Annotated in this window: 12 protein-coding genes and 1 tRNA gene; 8 read left to right on the plus strand and 5 right to left on the minus strand. The window is 34.0% G+C overall.

What is annotated here, in order from left to right:
* Positions 1–277: 277 nt before the first annotated feature.
* Positions 278–4,705: a hybrid sensor histidine kinase/response regulator transcription factor gene (locus ACY0M5_RS14230; protein WP_461629595.1), complete on the plus strand. Its 4,428-nt coding sequence runs from the start codon at positions 278–280 to the stop codon at positions 4,703–4,705.
* Positions 4,706–4,784: 79 nt separating this feature from the next.
* On the opposite strand, the gene ACY0M5_RS14235 is transcribed toward ACY0M5_RS14230, so the two are convergent.
* Positions 4,785–6,152, minus strand: coding sequence for a peroxiredoxin family protein (locus ACY0M5_RS14235; RefSeq protein ID WP_461629596.1), 1,368 nt, complete (start codon positions 6,150–6,152; stop codon positions 4,785–4,787).
* 176 nt (positions 6,153–6,328) lie between these two features.
* On the opposite strand from ACY0M5_RS14235, the gene ACY0M5_RS14240 reads away from it, so the two are divergent.
* From ACY0M5_RS14240 to ACY0M5_RS14260, 5 genes are all read left to right on the plus strand, one after another.
* Positions 6,329–6,401 (plus strand) — tRNA-Lys (locus ACY0M5_RS14240).
* A gap of 156 nt (positions 6,402–6,557) precedes the next feature.
* On the plus strand, positions 6,558–7,127 hold the full coding sequence (locus tag ACY0M5_RS14245; RefSeq protein WP_461629597.1) for an RNA polymerase sigma factor: 570 nt from the start codon (positions 6,558–6,560) through the stop codon (positions 7,125–7,127).
* A gap of 114 nt (positions 7,128–7,241) precedes the next feature.
* The gene (locus ACY0M5_RS14250) at positions 7,242–7,787 is read left to right on the plus strand and encodes a hypothetical protein (protein WP_124994442.1); all 546 of its coding nucleotides are present in this window, start codon (positions 7,242–7,244) and stop codon (positions 7,785–7,787) included.
* Between the two features lie 46 nt (positions 7,788–7,833).
* Complete coding sequence (locus tag ACY0M5_RS14255) at positions 7,834–8,895, plus strand: hypothetical protein (RefSeq protein WP_461629598.1); 1,062 nt, start codon at positions 7,834–7,836, stop codon at positions 8,893–8,895.
* Positions 8,896–9,047: 152 nt separating this feature from the next.
* Positions 9,048–10,820: an aminopeptidase P family protein gene (locus tag ACY0M5_RS14260; protein ID WP_461629599.1), complete on the plus strand. Its 1,773-nt coding sequence runs from the start codon at positions 9,048–9,050 to the stop codon at positions 10,818–10,820.
* A 35-nt stretch (positions 10,821–10,855) separates the two neighbouring features.
* Here the strand turns inward: ACY0M5_RS14260 and ACY0M5_RS14265 are convergent, their stop codons facing one another.
* The 4 genes from ACY0M5_RS14265 to ACY0M5_RS14280 form a co-directional block, all read right to left on the minus strand.
* Entirely contained in the window at positions 10,856–11,266 is a 411-nt protein-coding gene (locus tag ACY0M5_RS14265) for a secondary thiamine-phosphate synthase enzyme YjbQ (RefSeq protein ID WP_461629600.1), read from the minus strand.
* Between the two features lie 200 nt (positions 11,267–11,466).
* On the minus strand, positions 11,467–11,907 hold the full coding sequence (locus ACY0M5_RS14270; RefSeq protein ID WP_124994446.1) for a hypothetical protein: 441 nt from the start codon (positions 11,905–11,907) through the stop codon (positions 11,467–11,469).
* A 462-nt stretch (positions 11,908–12,369) separates the two neighbouring features.
* Entirely contained in the window at positions 12,370–12,798 is a 429-nt protein-coding gene (locus ACY0M5_RS14275; protein ID WP_124994447.1) for an arsenate reductase/protein-tyrosine-phosphatase family protein, read from the minus strand.
* A 74-nt stretch (positions 12,799–12,872) separates the two neighbouring features.
* Entirely contained in the window at positions 12,873–14,105 is a 1,233-nt protein-coding gene (locus ACY0M5_RS14280) for a dipeptidase (RefSeq protein ID WP_461629601.1), read from the minus strand.
* 184 nt (positions 14,106–14,289) lie between these two features.
* On the opposite strand from ACY0M5_RS14280, the gene ACY0M5_RS14285 reads away from it, so the two are divergent.
* Both ACY0M5_RS14285 and ACY0M5_RS14290 read left to right on the plus strand, forming a co-directional pair.
* Positions 14,290–16,701: a TonB-dependent receptor gene (locus tag ACY0M5_RS14285; protein ID WP_461629602.1), complete on the plus strand. Its 2,412-nt coding sequence runs from the start codon at positions 14,290–14,292 to the stop codon at positions 16,699–16,701.
* Between the two features lie 56 nt (positions 16,702–16,757).
* Positions 16,758–18,803: a vWA domain-containing protein gene (locus tag ACY0M5_RS14290; RefSeq protein WP_461629603.1), complete on the plus strand. Its 2,046-nt coding sequence runs from the start codon at positions 16,758–16,760 to the stop codon at positions 18,801–18,803.
* Positions 18,804–18,874: the final 71 nt, after the last annotated feature.

Below are 18,874 nucleotides of genomic sequence, written 5' to 3' on the forward strand. Positions count from 1 at the left end.
TTACTAATTCAAATACAATTTATAAATAACCTGCAGTAGTTAACTTCTGCTTTTTCTTCTCTATCAGAGCAGCTAATCATTCCGCATTTACAACGTTTGCAAAATATGTTCTTTTATTTAAACTTATAGATTACAATTTATCTAAAATACGGGGTCAAATCATCAGCCTGCAACGGAGATAAATCACCTATACATTCATTATCAATCTGTTAAGAAATTGAAATCGTTGCTTAAATCTTAAAAAATGTAAAAAAACTCATTAAATTATTATATTTGCATGAATAAGAAAAAACATATGCATCAACTAAGAATCCTGATAATAATAATCCTCTCTCTTTTGCAAAGTCTTTGTGCTTTATCTCAAGACATTTATAGGTTTGAACATTTTAATTCAGAAAATGGACTTTCTCAAAATACTATATCCAGTTTACTATGCGACAGAAAAGGATTTTTATGGATTGGAACAATGAATGGTTTAAATCGTTATGATGGTTATCGATTTAAAATTTACAAGAGCAAGAAAGGAGATAGTAATGTTTTTACGAACAATAGGGTTATAGATCTATGGGAAGATGACCAAGGTTTTATATGGATGAAAACCTATGATGGGTACTATCATTACCTGAACCCTGAATTAGAATTATTTAAAACCATACCTGAATACGTTGAAATTAAAAGTACCAAAAAATCTATGGCAACTTGTTTTTTACAGTACTCTCCTGAAGAGATTTGGGTAGGTACCACAAACGAAGGTGTCCTTTATTTAAAATACAATTCCAAATTAAATAATTACACTCAATCAAAACACAGCGATAAAGGAAGATACAGCATTACAAACAAAGAAGTTCGCTTTATTGTTTCGGGTAAGGATTCTTCAGTTTGGGTGGGTACAAAAAAGGGAGTTAATCTTCTTACAAAAAAGGATCTTAATGCCGGAATATTTAATTTTCAACATCTTTTTATCAATTATTCCTTTAATTCGGCTATCGAACTAAATGATGAGATTTGGCTTGGCACCGATAATCACGGCATAATTAGGTACAACAAAAATGAATCATCGTTCAGATTTCTGGACATGTCCAACACCGCCGGCTTTAAGTCAAATCAAATTTCCAATCTATATCAGTCAAAGGATGGAATAATCTTAGCGACTTTCGTAAATAAAGGCGCATTAGCCTTTAACCCTGACTCTAATAAATGGACCAAACTAAAAATTCATGGCGATAAAATTTTGAATGTTTATTTTGATAAAAAAGACAATGCCTGGATAACAGCAACAGAATTTGGAATTACCAAAATTGAACTCAGCACACTAAAGTCAAAATATTACGAACTAACAACTAAAAACCAGAGAGTTATAACAGATCTGGAGCGACATGTATTTTATGAAGATCTGGATTCAAATTTATGGATTGGGCTGCACGGAGGAGCTTTAACATATTATAATAGTGAAAAAGACCAGTTTATTCACTATCAAAACAATCCTTCAAATCCCAATTCCATCTCGTCGAGTATTGTACACTGCATAACGGAAGATTTATCCGGGCAAATGTGGCTTGGAACCGGTCAATACAAAGGTGGTCTTGAAAAAATAATTAAACGGGATCCTGCTTTTACACAAATTCTACCAATTCCTAAATTTAATCAAATTACTGATAATGTAGTCCGTTCCATTTGTCAGGATAAAAACGGTTATATTTGGTTTGGTACCAAAGCAGGTGATTTGCATATCTACTCACCCAATTTAAAAAAACTGAGCACAATTCAGTCCTTTCACCCAACAAAAAATGATCCTTATAAGGATAATATATATAGCATTTTTATCGACCATCAGAATTATTTATGGCTGGGAACTAAAGGAAAAGGTTTATTAATAAGCCAAACTCCAATTCCAAATAATCCGGCAGAGTATACTAAAATCAAGTTCAATTCATATCTAAATAATCCAAAGGATTCTACCTCATTAGCAGGTAATAATATTTATTCGATTTCTCAGGATCAAAGGGGAAATATATGGATTGGTACATTTGGAAATGGAATCTGCAAAACCAATACCGATCATTCCAGGCCTTTAGTCTTCCAATCCTATTCAACAAGCAACAGTCAATTATCAAGCGATTTGGTAAGATGTATCTACAATGATTCTGATTCCAACCTTTGGGTCGCCACCTCGTTTGGTTTGAATCTGGTAAAAGCCAATGACCTGAAACAAAACAATATCATCTTTCAAAACTTTTATTATTCAGCCGAGAAGCCAAACAGTATTAATTACAATGATGTAGTTGAGGTTTTTGAAGATTCTAAAAAACAAGTATGGTTTGGCACTTTTGGCGGAGGTGTTAATAAACTAAGCTTACCCATTGTTGATACAATTCAATTTTCATCCGTAACATCCGAGTCAGGACTCTCAAATGATGTGATATTTGGAATCAAAGAAGACAATTCAAACCATTTGTGGTTTAGTTCTGAAAACGGATTAAGCCGCTACGACGAATCAAATAAAAGCATTCAAATCTATAATGAATCGAACGGACTGGCTTTCAATAATTTCGCAGAAAATACTTGTTATACGTTAGCCGATGGAAGAATTCTATTTGGCGGTTCAAACGGAATCGAAATTGTTCAGCCCGAGTTAATAAAACCATCTAAACAGACCAACTTTATCGAACTTACTAATTTTCAACTATTTAATAAAGATGTAATTGTTGGCGCACCAAAATCTCCATTAAAAAAGAATATCTCATATACAAACGATATAACTTTACTAAGCAGTCAATCAAGTTTCAGTATTGAATATTCGGCTCTCAACCTATCCGATCCGAAAAAAAATCAATACGCCTATTTACTGGAGAATTTTGATACTGATTGGAATTATGTTGGCAATCAAACCAAAGCAACTTATACAAACCTCGCTCCCGGGGAATATAAGTTTAAGGTGAAAAGCACAACCAGAACCGGTTTTTGGAATGAAAATGAACGTGTATTAAGAATAACCATTTCGCCGGCTTGGTGGCAAACCAAACTCGCATTTTTTGCTTATTTGTTATTCTTTATTGGTTTAATCATTTTCAGTAGATATATTATTAAACGAATGAATAAGTTTCGCAATGATTTAACCATTGAAAAAACTATTAATGAACTAAAACTAAGGTTCTTCACAAATATTTCACACGAAATACGAACTCCCCTCACACTAATTCTTGGACCTATTGAAGACCTGTTGCAGCAAGACAATCTGGATGCAGCTCCAACTAAAAAGCTGCGGATTATTCGTAAAAATGCAAAACGCATGTTGCAGCTTGTCAATCAATTACTAGACTTCAGAAAAGTTCAGAACAATAAAATGCAATTAAAAATACAGGAAGTAGACCTGAACGAATTCACAAAAGACATTTTTGAAAGTTTCATCCCCTTAGCAAATCACAAACAAATTTTTTATTCATTTCAGAATTCAAGCACACCAATTAACATTTGGGGAGACCGGTCAAAATTAGATTCAATAATTTACAATCTAATTTCAAATGCTATCAAATTTACACCAAAAGGGAAAAAAGTAATTGTTAGTGTGAAAATTAATTCATCCGAAAATAAAGCCGAAGTTTTTGTTACTGATGAAGGCCCTGGAATTCCGGAAAAGAACATCTCCGAAATATTTAATCGATACACTATACTCAGCAACCACGATTTCGCGGGTACAGGAATAGGATTGTCATTAGCTCACGAATTGGCTATTCTGCATCATGGAAGTATTGAACTGTCATCTACAGTAGGAGAAGGCAGTGTTTTTTGTTTTTCAATGCCTTTGGATAAAGAAAAATTAATGCAGTCGCCTAACACACAAGCGATAAGCGATGAATTCCAGCAACCAATTTATCATCATGTAGAAATAGAAGATGATAATAATGTTACAGAAATAAGTGCTGATAATACAAATGATCAGGTGATACTTATTGTTGAAGACAATGAGGAGATTTTGGCATATACCAAAGATTCTCTGTCTTCACTGTATTCATGTATTGTTGCAAATAACGGAAAAGAAGGGCTTCGATTGGCACAAATTCATAATCCTGATGTTATTATTACAGATATAATGATGCCGGAAATGGATGGCATTGAGATGACACGTCTGTTAAAAGAAAATTTTTCTACTTGTCACATACCCATTGTTATGATGACCGCAAAAGTAGATGTACAAGATAAAATTACTGGTTTTGAAACGGGAGCAGAAGCTTACATCACAAAACCGCTTCAAATGGCTTACTTAAAGGCTGTTCTAAAAACATTGATTACTCAAAGAAAATTGGTTATTTCAAAATACCGGGATAATAAAACCATTGATCCAAAAACATTAAAGGTTAACTCAAAAGACGAAGACTTTTTGAAACAGTTAGTTACATACATAGAGACAAATTACGCAACAGAATTAAGTGTTGACAGTCTCTCTGGCTTTTGTTGTGTAAGCCGAACTGTATTTTACAATAAAATTAAAGGTTTAACAGGACTAAGTCCTCTGGAATTTATTAGGGAAATTAAACTAAAAATTGCCATGCAGTTTTTAGAAAAAGGCTTTTCGGTTTCCGAAGTTGCCCATAAAATAGGTTATACTGATGTAAAATATTTCTCGAAACAATTTAGCTCTCAATATGGTTATCCGCCAAGTAAACTAAAGAAAATTAACAAATCCAAATCAGAAGGGACAGAATAATTCCTAATAATATTTGAATTGTAAATCGGCAAAACCAAATAATTCATAATTCAAAACAGAACTAAGATTGATTATAAACTTACTTAAAAAACTCGCCCAATTCTTTTTCCAATTGAAAGAAGGTTTGAGGTACAGCTACTGTTTTTAAGGATGGATCGATTAGAAACATGCTGGGTGTAACGTAAATATTAAACAAATTTGCAGTTGTCCCGTTTAATCCATCGGTATCGCAGGCATTTATCCAAGGGTAATCGTTTTGCGAAACCATTTCATTCCAAAAGCCAAGATTACTATCTAAGGATACGGCAACAACCTCTAACCCCATCTCATGATATTCAGGATACAAATCCTTAATGCGTTCCAACATTTCTCTGCTGTGAATACAACTCCCCGACCAAATTATCAGCAACGTTAAATCACTGTTAACATCAGATAATGATTGTATTTTGCCATCAAGGCAATGATTTAATTCTACATCGGGAACCAGCCAACCTGTGTTATTTGCATGCGAATTTCGCATTCGGTTTTGTATGATTTTATTTCCCATTACATATTCGCAGGTATTCAAAACCTTATACGCATCAACAATTAAATGATATATTTTAGGAAGCTTTTGTTCCGGGTATCGGTTCATTAAATAGTTCGCCAGATATTTTTGTGAGCTTGGATCCAGTTCTGTTAGCCAAAACAGATTACTTATCACATCATTTATCTTCGTATAATTTTCCTCTTTTATCAGATCTTCAATATAATTGGCTTTTAAGTATTTCCCAATTTTTTCATAATAGACAGGCGTAGCTTGTAATACCGAATCTGAAAAGGCGAAATAATCAAAAAAATGCTTTTGATAATAGTCATCGTAATTCTTTCCTTTTAATTTTAAATCCGGTTCCAACTCCTGTTTGGCCAGAGCCATGCGCGCCGGCCATGAATCAATATGAGATCTCCATAATTCTTTCAACAATATCTTCTTCTCTTTTTGCACCAACTTAAATTGAGCGTGCAATTCTTTATAGGAAGAATCTTTCTCATTTAAATTCACCAAGGTTTCCCTCAAAGTTCCAATTTTTTGATTCAATACATTAAATTCTGAAAGGTAATACTGGAACTGATTATTTTCATCCTTATCCGGAAAACGAAGCTCTCCAAGAACTGGCTTGCCATCCAGTGAAAAATGAAAGTCAGGATCCGAAATCAGAAAATCAATATTTCCTAATTCACCGGCAAGTCTGTAAAAACCGTAATTACCTTCCCACGAAAAAGAAAGGATTCCATTATCGCCTACTTTTGCCTGTCCCACTACAAATGAACCACCTTCATCGCCTCTCACAAGCAGAAACTGTTCCTGCTTACAATCGGGCATCTCCACAGTTAATTTAAGTTCTATTTGTCCAAATACAGTCTGTGAAATCAACAAAAATACAAATGCAAGAATTTTATTATTCATGAATCTCATGCTCCTGTTTAAATAATATAAGTACCAAAGTGAGTCATAAAGGTACATATTCTTGTTATGGATAGCCAAACCCATCCATTTAATTAACAAATTTGATTAACCATTGAATTAAAATGAATTTTTCCCGTTCTAAAATTTTATTGTAAATTTAATATCCTAAATAAAAAGATTCCTTAGCTCAGCTGGCAGAGCACATCACTTTTAATGATGGGGTCCTGGGTTCGAGCCCCAGAGGGATCACAAATAAACCGTCAAATAAGTTTGATGGTTTTTCCATTTTACAGCGATAAACAAAAGCCTGCTTTCTTTAAACATTTTGCTTATATTTAATGGAATAATTTCAATATACATGCAACGCATGATTCCCGCATTCGTCATTAGAATAGAAATCGATTAATGAGCTCATTGTACAAGAACATTCACCAGGACCTAATTGAGCTTTGCGGAAAAAATGACCCCAAAGCCCAATTCAAAATCTACAAGTTATACTACAAAGCAATGTATAACTCATCTTTACGGATAGTAAAGGATGTTGCGGAAGCTGAAGATATCATGCAGGAATCATTTCTTGCTGCATTCCGAAACATTAAAAAATACAAAGGAGAGGTTAGTTTTGGTGCATGGTTAAAAAGAATTGTTGTAAACCGTTCTTTGGATAGTTTAAAAAAGAAAAAACTGGAATTATTTCCTATCGACAATGAGCTGTATAAATTATCAGAAGAAGAAGAAGATAACCATAACATAGAATATTCAGAAGAACAAATTGCTATATTAAAAAAAGGAATAGACCTGCTACCAACAGGCTATCGAATTATCCTGAATCTGTATTTAATTGAAGGCTATGATCATGAAGAAATAGGAAGTATTCTTAACATTACCTCTTCCACTTCCCGATCACAATTCCTAAGGGCAAAGAAAAAACTGATTCAAATAATTTCGGAAAAAGAAAACCAAAAAATGCTATGAATCCTTCTCTTCTTTTTATGAACATTAATAGCTCTCAATTTTTGAGCTTAATTAATTGAAGAAGATAAAAATGAAAAGAAGGTTACATACTACAATCAATGAAAATTTGTAAGTATGAAAGACTTAGAAAAAATTTTACGAGATCATAAAGATCAATTCGATGATTATGAACCACAGGATGGTCATTTCGAAAATTTTCTTGAAAAACTAAACCATCAAAAGAAAAGAAATGTATTCGAAAGCATCCCAAACTTTTTAAAAGTGGCTGTAATAATTACTTTTGTAATCTTTTCGGGACTGGTTGGATATCAGATTCGAAATATGCAGGGCGATCATTTAGGATTGGGAGCAATATCTCCTGAATACAAGGAAGTTGAAGCATTTTACACTGCAAACATCAACAATCAGCTAGGCATGTTGAAACAACTTGGTAATTTTGATAAGAAACAACACCAAAGCATACTGAGTGAAGAATTAAAAGATATGGATGAACGATATTCACAGCTAAAAAAAGAACTTAAATTGCATCCCGATGACGATAGAATTATTCAGGCAATGATTGAATATTATCAGGTGAAAACGAGTATTTTAAATCGTATAATCGAACAATTATATCTGATTAAAAAACAAAACAGAAACAACCTGAATACAGCAGTATAATTAAGATAATATCATACAAAAAAAATACACCCTAAATAAAAAGACTATGAAGACATTAAAATTCAAATTTTCTGCTCTCTTATTTGTTGTACTTCTTGCTTTTACAACAAATGCCTTTGCATTAGATGACTTCGAGAAACAGATTAAAGAAGTGTTCTCTGTTGCAGAAGGCACAGAATTCAGCATCAATAACAAATACGGCGATGTTAACATTAAAAATTGGGATCGTGATTCCGTATCCATTAATGTTGTCATCACGTTAGAAACCTCGAGTGAAGAAAAAGCCAAATTACTCTTTAAGAGTATCGACATAAAACTCAATAAAACGGGGAATGAAATAACCGCCGTAACCGAAATGTCGCATCAATTCAAAACAGGTAACAAATTCAGTATCGATTACGAAATATTTATGCCTGCATATGTCAAGCTGGATATTTCGAATAAGTTTGGTAACATTTACATCAATACTTTGCGTGCGAAAGCAAATATTAATTTAAGCTACGGAAACCTTCAAGGCGAAAGTTTTCTTTATCCGGAAGATAAACCTGTTAGTACTATTAATCTGAGTTATGCTAAAGCAACAATAAGTGAGTGCAACAGAACCAAATTAACCCTTAAGTATTCGAAAATGAATATTGGTACAAGTAAGGCTTTAGTTGTGGTTAGCCGTTACTCAAAATTACATCTTGATAACAATGAAACCGTTCTTGCTGATAGTAAATACGATGCTTTCGATATTGTAAACACCGATACTTTTATAGTTACAATGGGACAATATTCCGATTTCAAAATTGAAAATGTAAATCGGAATTTGGAATTGAATCTTCGTTACGGAAATTGTAAAATTGAAAATGTTTCTAAAGAATTTGAATCAATTAAAGTTGACAATCAATATGTAGCCAGCAAAATTGCGATTGAAGAAGGAGCAAACTACACACTGGATGCAGAAACAAAATATTGTGGAATAAGCTATCCTGAAGATGCTCAGGTAATTCAAAAAATTGTTAATAATTCAGAAACTTCACTAAAAGTTGTTGTAGGACAGTCTGCATCACCAAAAGGAAAAGTTATCATTAACAGCCAGTACGGCAATGTGAGTCTTAAATAGTTAACCAACAAGTCATACACCATCCCTCTTTGCCAGGCAAAGAGGGATTTTTTTATTAAAAGAACCTAAAACAGTAAAAAATATACCTGGTTTTCGCCCGATATAATTCATAATATTGTAATTTTAGCCTGTAAACAACTAGAAACCCAAAAATGACTGTTGCTGAGAGAGTAAACGCTTTGCGTTCTTTATTGCATGAAAAAAATATTCATGCCTATATTATTACCAGTACCGATCCTCATATGAGTGAATACGTTCCTGACAGATGGACAACTCGTCAATGGTTATCTGGATTTACCGGCTCGGCAGGAACACTTATCATCACCCAGGAAAAAGCTGGTCTGTGGACAGATTCCAGATATTTTTTACAAGCGGAGACCCAATTAGCAGGAAGTGGAATTGAGCTTTTTAAAATGGGAACGGCGGGAACTCCTACTCAAAACGAATGGTTATCCGGCGAACTACCTATTAATCCAAATGTTGGATTTGACGGAACTTGTTTTTCTGTAGCACAAACCAGAGAATTAAAAAACAAATTAGGTGATTTGGGCATTAATATCATTGAAGAATTCGATCTGGTTAATGAAATCTGGGAAAGTCGTCCCAAATTGCCAAACCAACCAATTTTCGATCATGAAGTTTGCTATTCCGGTCAAACCAGATATAGTAAATTGCTGCAAATCCGCAAAAAAATGAAAGAATGCGAATGCAATTTTCATTTTGTGGGCAGCTTGGATGACGTAGCCTGGATTTTCAATATCAGAGGAAATGATATAGATTACAATCCCCTTGTCTTGGCCTATGCCATAATAGGAATCGAATCGGCGACTCTTTATTTGGGCGAAGATCAAATTTCCAATGATTTGATTCAAAAGTTAGCCGAAGATGAGATTTACATTGCAGATTACGGTCAGATATTTAACGATTTAGATAAAATCCCGGGATCTGCAAGTGTTCTGCTTGATGTAAACCGAACCAATTTAAATGCATTTTACTCAATAAGTGCTAATATCGTTGAAAGAGAAAACCCTTCTCAACTGCTGAAAAGTATAAAAAATGACATAGAAATAGACGGAATGAAAAATGCCATGAAGAAGGATGGCGTGGCTCTTACTCAATTCTACTATTGGCTCGAAGAAAATATTGGCAAAACTAAGATTACCGAATTTACGGTAATGGGTAAACTGAAAGAATTCAGATCTCTTCAGAAAAATTTTAAAGGAGAAAGCTTTGGAAGTATTGTTGGGTACAAAGATCATGGTGCTCATCCTCACTACTCTACCACACCCGAATCGGATGTGGAAATTAAAGCTGAAGGGCTGCTTCTTATTGATTCGGGCGCACAATATCTGAATGGTACTACAGACATAACCAGAACCATTCCGATGGGCGAACTAAACGAAGAGGAAAAAACTGATTTCACTTTGGTTTTGAAAGGAATGATTCAATTGGCAATGGCTAAATTCCCGAAAGGAACACTCGGTTGCAATTTGGATATTTTAGCTCGTCAGGCATTATGGAACAAAGGTAAAAATTACGGCCACGGAACCGGGCATGGTGTTGGATGTTTTATGAATGTTCACGAAGGTCCGCAAAGTATCCGACAGGAAATTAAAGATCAGGCCTTATTACCTGGAATGATAACTTCTGATGAACCAGGATTTTATCGCGAAGGATTCTACGGCATCAGACATGAAAATCTTATTCTATGCTGTCAGGAAGAAACAACTCAATTTGGTGAATTTCTAAACTTTGAAACGATCACTTTATGCCATTTCGAAACTAAAGGAATTATTTGCGAACTTCTCACTCCGGAAGAAAGACAATGGTTGAATAATTATCATCAGAAAGTTTACGATGTATTGTCTCCCGAACTGGATGAAAGTCATCAGAACTGGTTAAAAGAAAAAACCAAAGCGATATAAAATAAGGAACGCCTCAATTATGAGGCGTTTTTCTTTTACGAATATATAGTAACAACCAACTTTCTTCTGCCACCTCTATTTCTAAACTCGCAAAGATAAATCCCTTGCCAGGTTCCCATGTTTAACTGGTGATTCGTAATTGGAATTGTAAGTTCCGTACCAATTAACGAGGTTTTCACATGTGCAGGCATATCGTCTGAGCCTTCCAAAGTATGAGTATAGAAAGACTGGTTTTCAGGCACAATTTTGTTCATGATTGATTCAAAATCATCGCGGACCGAAGGATCAGCATTTTCATTTATACTTAAGGCAGCTGAGGTATGTTTCAGAAATAAATGAAGGATTCCTATTTTTGGCAAATTGCTTAAGTGCCCGGCAATCTCAGAATCGATAAGGTGATACCCCCTGCCATAAGCCGGTAAAGTAATTTCTAATTGTTGAATCATAAATCTGGTATTATACCAAATTAATATCAAAACCTTTAAACTATTCTTTTTTATAAAGATACTGTCGATATTAAATTGGCAACTGTAATTTAACACAAGATAGTGTATTCAGCACAATCCTCAAAAAAAGCAGATTCCTATAACCGGAGCTCTAAACGATCCAATTATAGGAACTGCCTAATAATTCTTGTACTAAACAACTAATGACGAATACGAACATTCACCTTAATAGGCTTCTGATCGAACACTTTTTTAACGCAGGCAATCATTTGTTTTTCAGATATATGATCTTCCGACTCAATTTTACGAATGCGGTCTTTAAGAATCGGCTCTTTGCTTATGTGTTTAGCAAGATGCACCTTAGTTTCGGCTGGACCAAACAGATAAATTTCTTCTGCGTCGGATAAATGATCGGTAATGTTTTCAAAATAATGTTTCAATTGATGACGTCTTTTATGTGTTATTTTGGTTGCAGGATTGATAAACTGATTGCCCATACGGGAATAAGCTTTTGTTTCTCCCTTGAAACGCAATCGTGATTCAATTTCTGATTCAATTTTATCAACTCTGGCTCCATTATCCTCAATGGTAATAATGTAGGCTTTTTCGGTATCTAACCAAACTCCAATGTTTTTTTTCATTTTCGTTTTCTTTTAATAAATAGAATTTAAACTAGTTTGAAACAGTTCGTAAAGGGCAGGAATAAGAGAAGTGTGATCTGAATTGATAGAACAAGGTTCTTACCATATTATAAAGATGAATTATCATATCACGTTTAGAATTATCAAGCGTATGTTCTTCTTATTTGATCTAATCTAAATTTACGAAATTTACAGCCTCTTGTCAAGATTAAAGATTGACCACCACCGCTATTCATACAATACTAAATCAACAACTTACAAGTATACTACTCATTAATAATCTCCTCAAAAATTACAATCAACAAATGAAAAATAAAGTTGAGACGAAACCAAACCTGCCAAAACAGGGAGGCCTGAAAACAAAAACGGGATTCATTTCTGAATCCCGTTGTATATTTAAATCTGCGTTAAGCTTTCTCTATTCAAAAAAACTACGCTCTTATCACTTATCAATAAAATGTTCTATTCTACAATCTGAAAATTATCCTGAACAAAACTAAAACAGATATCATCTACAGCATTGCAAACTGCATTATAGGCTTGTAATCTGACATTCTCCTCTCCTTCCACATTCGCAGGATCAGGCAGTTCAAACAATAAAATTTTAGGATTTCCATTGAGTACAGGAACTTTATTTTCAACTTCTTTATCGAAACACAACACAAAATCAAAAGTATTCTGATTAAGCTCATCAAGTGCTTTCGACTTATATTCAGGGATATCCATTATTGCTTCGGCCATTGCTTTTTGAGCCAATACCTGAATAGATCCTTTTTCAAGTCCTGCACTCCATACCTCTATGTGTCTTTTACCATAATAGTTAAGCCACTTTTCAGCCATTTGCGAGCGGGCTACATTTTTATCGCTTAATACCAATACTTTCTTCACCATTCAATTTTTTAATATTTTCATGACAAATTTAAAAATTTGTGCACAAATATCATAAGCTGCAGAACAGCTAGGGACTAATTCAATGCCATTTTTTTATTCTTGGCATATTCCTCTACTTCCTTAAAAACACGCATAAAATTTCCACCCCAAATTTTAGCAATTTCTTCTTCGGAATAGTTTCTCTTCAACAGTTCTTTCGTAATATTCATCATTTGACTCACATCGGCACAATCTTTTAGGCCTCCTCCACCATCAAAATCAGTACCTATTCCTACATAATCAATTCCAATTAAATTCACGATATGATCGATATGATCAACGGCATCAGCCACAGTAGGTTTATCCTTGGGATAATCAATTTGAATCTGGCGCCATTCGTTCCAAATTTTATTTTCTTCCTCTATCGATATTTTTCCTGAATTTTTGTGCCGGGCCCGTAGTTCCATCTCTTTTTTATAGCCGATAGTAGTAGTATCCGGAGCCTTAACGTAATCATCCAAAATGCACATTTGTATTACACCACCATTTTTAGCCAAAGCCTTAAGCATCTTATCCGATAAGTTTCTTGGATTATCGCACACTGCTCTTGCGCAGGAATGTGATGCGATAACCGGAGTTTTAGAAAGTTTTAAAACATCAAAAAATGAACTGTCCGAAATATGCGATACATCAATTATTATCCCCAAATCATTCATTTTGGGAACCACTTGCTCTCCAAAAGCACTCAATCCGTTAAATTCAGCTCCATTTTTGTCGGTAGATGAATCGCAAATATCATTATTGGATGTGTGGCACAAAGTAATGTAGCGAACTCCTTTTTCGAAATACCTTTCTACTTCAGAAATTTCATTTCCCAAAGGAAAACCATTCTCCATTCCAATATAGATAGCTCTTTTTCCTTCCTTCTCTAATCGATAACCATCTTCAACACTCAATGCCACCTCAGCTATATCCTGATTTTTCTGACAAACAGAATAAACGGAATCTATCAATTCATCTGCTTTGGCACGAGCTGCAAGTATATTTTCCGGAGTTCTTTCTCTTTGCGAAGTAAACGCAGCAAAAAAGATTCCATCCAAACCTCCCTCTTTCATTCTCGGAAAATCAACACAACTTCCTCCATTTACATAAGGATGAGCAACCGCAATATCAAAATCTTTTTCCAACAACTGATATGGCGTATCCACATGAGTATCAACAGTAAATGCATGATTGTGAATCTTGGCGGCTTTTTGATCCAGACTTTCGCAGGATGACAAAACTGTTATTAGGGTAATAAACAGACCTGTCCAACAAATATTTTTCATATTTTATTCAATTTTGGGTTAGATAATCTGTAAAGATAAACTCATAATCTATAAAAAAGTAGAATATTGATTTTTTTATATTTTATGGAAACTATTCCTTTATTTAGAATTGCTTTGTATCTTGGTGTTTTAGTAATTCTCAATATTTTATCTGACATCAGAACTTAACAGGCTGTATACCATTATGGTTCAATTAACATATCGATTAATTCTTTTACTTTGCTTATTGCTTCCACTACAATTAGAAGCGCAACAGAATGCTATTATTAAAGGAAAAATTACTGACAACAAACAGAACAAGATTGCTGGCGCTCATATTCAAATTGAACCAATTTCACAATATACAATCAGCGATACAAATGGAAATTACTCCATTAAGGTCCCCTCAAATAGTACATTTACCTTAAAAATATCGCACATTAGTTATCAAAATATTGAAATGAATTTCCAGTTACTGAATGAGGAAATAAAATTGTTCAATCCTATATTAATAGTAAAACAGGAACAATTAAAAGAAGTTACTGTTGATTCAAAAAAAACCATAACAGATAAAAACATTAGTATCAGTACCAAGCAACTGGAACAACTTCCTGTAACAGGAAATGGTGCTGTAGAACAAATAATTAAAACCCTGCCGGGTGTAAGTTCAAATAATGAATTAAGCTCTCAGTATTCAGTTAGAGGAGGTAATTTCGATGAAAATCTTGTATACATTAACGATGTAGAAATTTACCGTCCTAATTTGGTTCGATCAGGTCAGCAGGAAGGATTGAGTGTTATTAATCCCGATTTAGTCTCATCCATTCAGTTTTCTTCCGGAGGATATGATGCAAAATACGGAGATAAGCTTTCTTCTGTTTTGGATGTAAAATACAAAATACCAAATAAATTTGAAGCTTCTGCTGAAGCTAGTTTGCTGGGGAGTTCTTTTCACTTTGCCAACAGCAATAAAAACAACAAGCTAACCTATTTAGCTGGTATCCGATACAAAACAAATGCATATCTGCTAAATTCTTTGGACACAAAAGGGGAATACAAACCAAATTACACAGACGTTCAGGCACTGGTAAATTATCGTTTTTCCTCATCGTTCAGCATGCATTTGTGGGGAAGTTTAAGCCGAAACAATTACAATTTTAAGCCGGAAACCAGAAATACATCTTTTGGAACAATCAGTGAGGCACTGCAACTTAAAATCTATTTCGATGGCAAGGAAAAGGACAAATACGAAACTAATATTCAAGCACTCACATTAAAATTCCATCCGAACAGTAAGTCCTTGTACCGTGTTATAGCCAGCAGATACGAAACAACAGAAAAAGAAACTTTCGATATCATGGGACAATATTACCTCAGTGATTTATTTGTATCGCAAGGAGGAAGTTCATCGGAAAGCTTAGAGAATCTGGGTGTAGGAACTTTTATCGATCACACAAGAAATAAACTGAGTAAAAAAGTGAGCACAATTGATATAAAAGGTGATCACAGCAGAAACAATTTATTTATTCAATGGGGAATTGGTGGAAAACATGAAGAAGTTGATGATCAGATTAACGAATGGCAATATCAGGATTCAGCAGGTTATTCAATTCCCGTTTCAGATTCTGAAGTATCACTGGCATACATGAAAAATGCAGTTAATAAAATTAGCAGCAATCACATTACATCCTTCGCTCAGGGCACTTATGTATTTCAAAACAGCAAAGGCGAGTTTCAGATAACCGGAGGACTGAGATATCATTTTTGGGATTACAATACTGAAAGCTTCTGCTCTCCCCGGGCATCTGTCAACTACATTCCCAACTGGCAAAAAAAAGTTAAATTTCGTTTTGCCACCGGTTACTACCAGCAAACGCCATCGTACCGCGAAATGCTGACTAACAATGGTCAGATTAGCACCAATGTGAATCTGCAAAAATCAATTCATTATGTTTTAGGTCAGGAATATTACTTTAAAGCATGGAACCGCCCGTTCAAATTCTCAAGCGAATTGTACTATAAAGATCTGAAATCATTAACTCCTTATGACATTGAAAATGTTCGGATTCGATACTATGGTGACAAAAAATCGAAAGGCTATGCCACTGGTTTGGATTTAAGAATTAATGGTGAATTTGTTCCGGGAACTGAATCATGGGCAAGTTTATCAATAATGAAAACGGAAGAAGATATCATAGGTGATGAACTTGGTTATTTACCCAGACCAACAGACGAACGGGTAAATTTTTCGATGTTTTTTCAAGATTATTTACCAAACAACCCATCCTATAAAATGCATTTAAGTCTATTCTACGGAGGAAAACTACCAGTTTGGACTCCTAAAAAAGGAAAGAATGGTGAGAGCTTTAGAATGCCTAATTACAGAAGGATTGATTTGGGTTTTTCTAAAATATTGCTCGATGAGAATACCAAATACAAAACTGGTTTATTAAGACATTTTAAATCGATGTGGATAAGTCTGGAAGTTTTCAATGTTTTGGATATAAATAATACAATATCCTATTTATGGATTAACGATGTATCGGGAAATCAATATGCGATTCCTAATTACCTTACATCAAGAAAAATTAACTTGAAGCTTACCGCTAAATTCTAGCCAATAGCTTATCATCAATCAGTAATTTAGTGTAACGATAAAAACAAAGCTTAAATATGTTTCATTTTTTACATCCCGAGGTTCTTTGGGCTCTATTAGCCCTTCTACTTCCTATTATTATACATCTTTTTAATTTCAAGAGATTTAAGAAAATATATTTCAGCAATTTAAAGTTTCTTAAAAACCTGAATATTGAAAATAAGCGCCGGTCGAAAGTGAAAAAATGGTTGCTTCTCCTGCTTAGACTTCTTGCCTTGGCCTGCATTATTATTGCCTTTTCACAACCTTATATTCCCAACGAAAACAATCAAAATAAGGGATTGCAGCAAAACGAATACTTTACGATTTATATCGACAATTCATTTAGTATGAATGCCGAAACAGAAAGCGGCAATGCTTTAGAAACAGCAAAAAATAAAGCCATTGAATTAATTAACAGCTACCCCAACTATTCTAAAATTAGAATTTACAATAATAATTTTTTTCCCTTCACCTCAAATTTAAACAAACAACAGGCGATAGCCAGAGTTATGGACATAAACCCTTCGCCAATCCCCGTTTTACTTTCAGAACAAATTAAAAAGATACAAATTAATAATGCCGGTAATAATTCCCATCTCTACGTGTTCTCCGATTTTCAAAAAGTGCAAAGCGATATTGAAAACATTAAAACTGACAGTACAAATTCAATTACCTTCCTACCTCTTTCGGTACAGCGATCAAACAATTTACTAATTGATTCCTGTTGGTTTGACAAGCCTTATCATCAAATAAAACAAAGTCAGGAACTCTTTATCAGAGTTGTAAATACTTCGAATCAAAACTATCAGAAAATACCTGTTAAACTAAGTATCAACGACAGTACAAAATCCGTTTCCAGCTTTGATATTGATAGAAATTCAAAGAAAATTATCAGCCTGAAATACGTAAATCACAAATCAGGAATTTATCAGGGAATGGTTGAAATCAATGACTTTCCTATCACCTACGACAACAAATTCTATTTCTCATATTCAATTAATGATAAGATTCAAATCGTATCTATAAATCAGAATGGCCCCAACAAATATCTGAACAAATTATTTTCAGGCGCAGAAACATTAGAATTTAAAAACCATGACAAATCCAGTATTTTCAATGAAAATTTAGATAATTATCAACTGCTTATTTTGAATGAAATTCAAGAAATGGAAAGTGGTTTCAGTCGAACCATAAAAAATTACCTGTCTAACGGAGGGCATGTCCTGTTTATTCCAAGCAGTGAGCCTGATCAGTCAGTAAATGCATTGCTTGATGAAATTTCGGCTCCTCAATTAATAGAAATTGATTCAAACAAACAAAAGCTGTCAATTATTGAACTAAACTCTGAACTTTACCAAAATGTATTCAAGGAAATTAAGACTGATGCCAGACTACCGGATATTTACAAGCATTACAAATTAGGTCAGTCAAAAAATAATTTAGTAGAAAATATATGGAGAACTCAGGCCGGCGACAATCTATTACTAAAAATAAAATATGGAAACGGTTATTTCTATCAGCTTACCATGCAGTTAAACCCAGAATGGACCAATTTAATTACACATCCAATTTTCGTACCTACAGTTATTAATTTAACCCGTTACAGTAGTAACAATCATTCTTTATACTACACTTTGGGCAACAAAACACCTATAAGAATCAATTCATTTGAGCATAACTTATCCAACGAATCGTTTCATATCATCAACAAAAAGAATCAGACAGATATCATCCCCGATCAAGAAAATAACTTTGATAAGGGAACGCTTCTCTACACTCGAGAACAAATTACTAAAGCCGAAAACTATTTGATATCCAGAAATGATTCAATAATCTATTCCTGCTCTTTTAATTACTCAAGAACAGAATCAGATCCTGAATATTTCACACCAGATGAACTAAAATCACAAATAAAGTCACAATTATTACCCATTTCGCTTAATTCTCCCGAAAAAATGAAACTATCTGACATTTATAACGAACAAAGTAATGGAAAGCAATATTGGAAACATTTTGTTCTGTTTTGTATTTTACTTATTGTTTCAGAAAGTTTGTTGCATCGAATAAACTTAGCACAATAATCATAACCTTACAGTAAAATACATCGTAACAAACAAGTATAAAACACAATATCAACACACACATTGACATA

The organism is Labilibaculum euxinicum (assembly GCF_963678175.1).
Taxonomy (GTDB): Bacteria; Bacteroidota; Bacteroidia; order Bacteroidales; family Marinifilaceae; genus Labilibaculum; species Labilibaculum euxinus.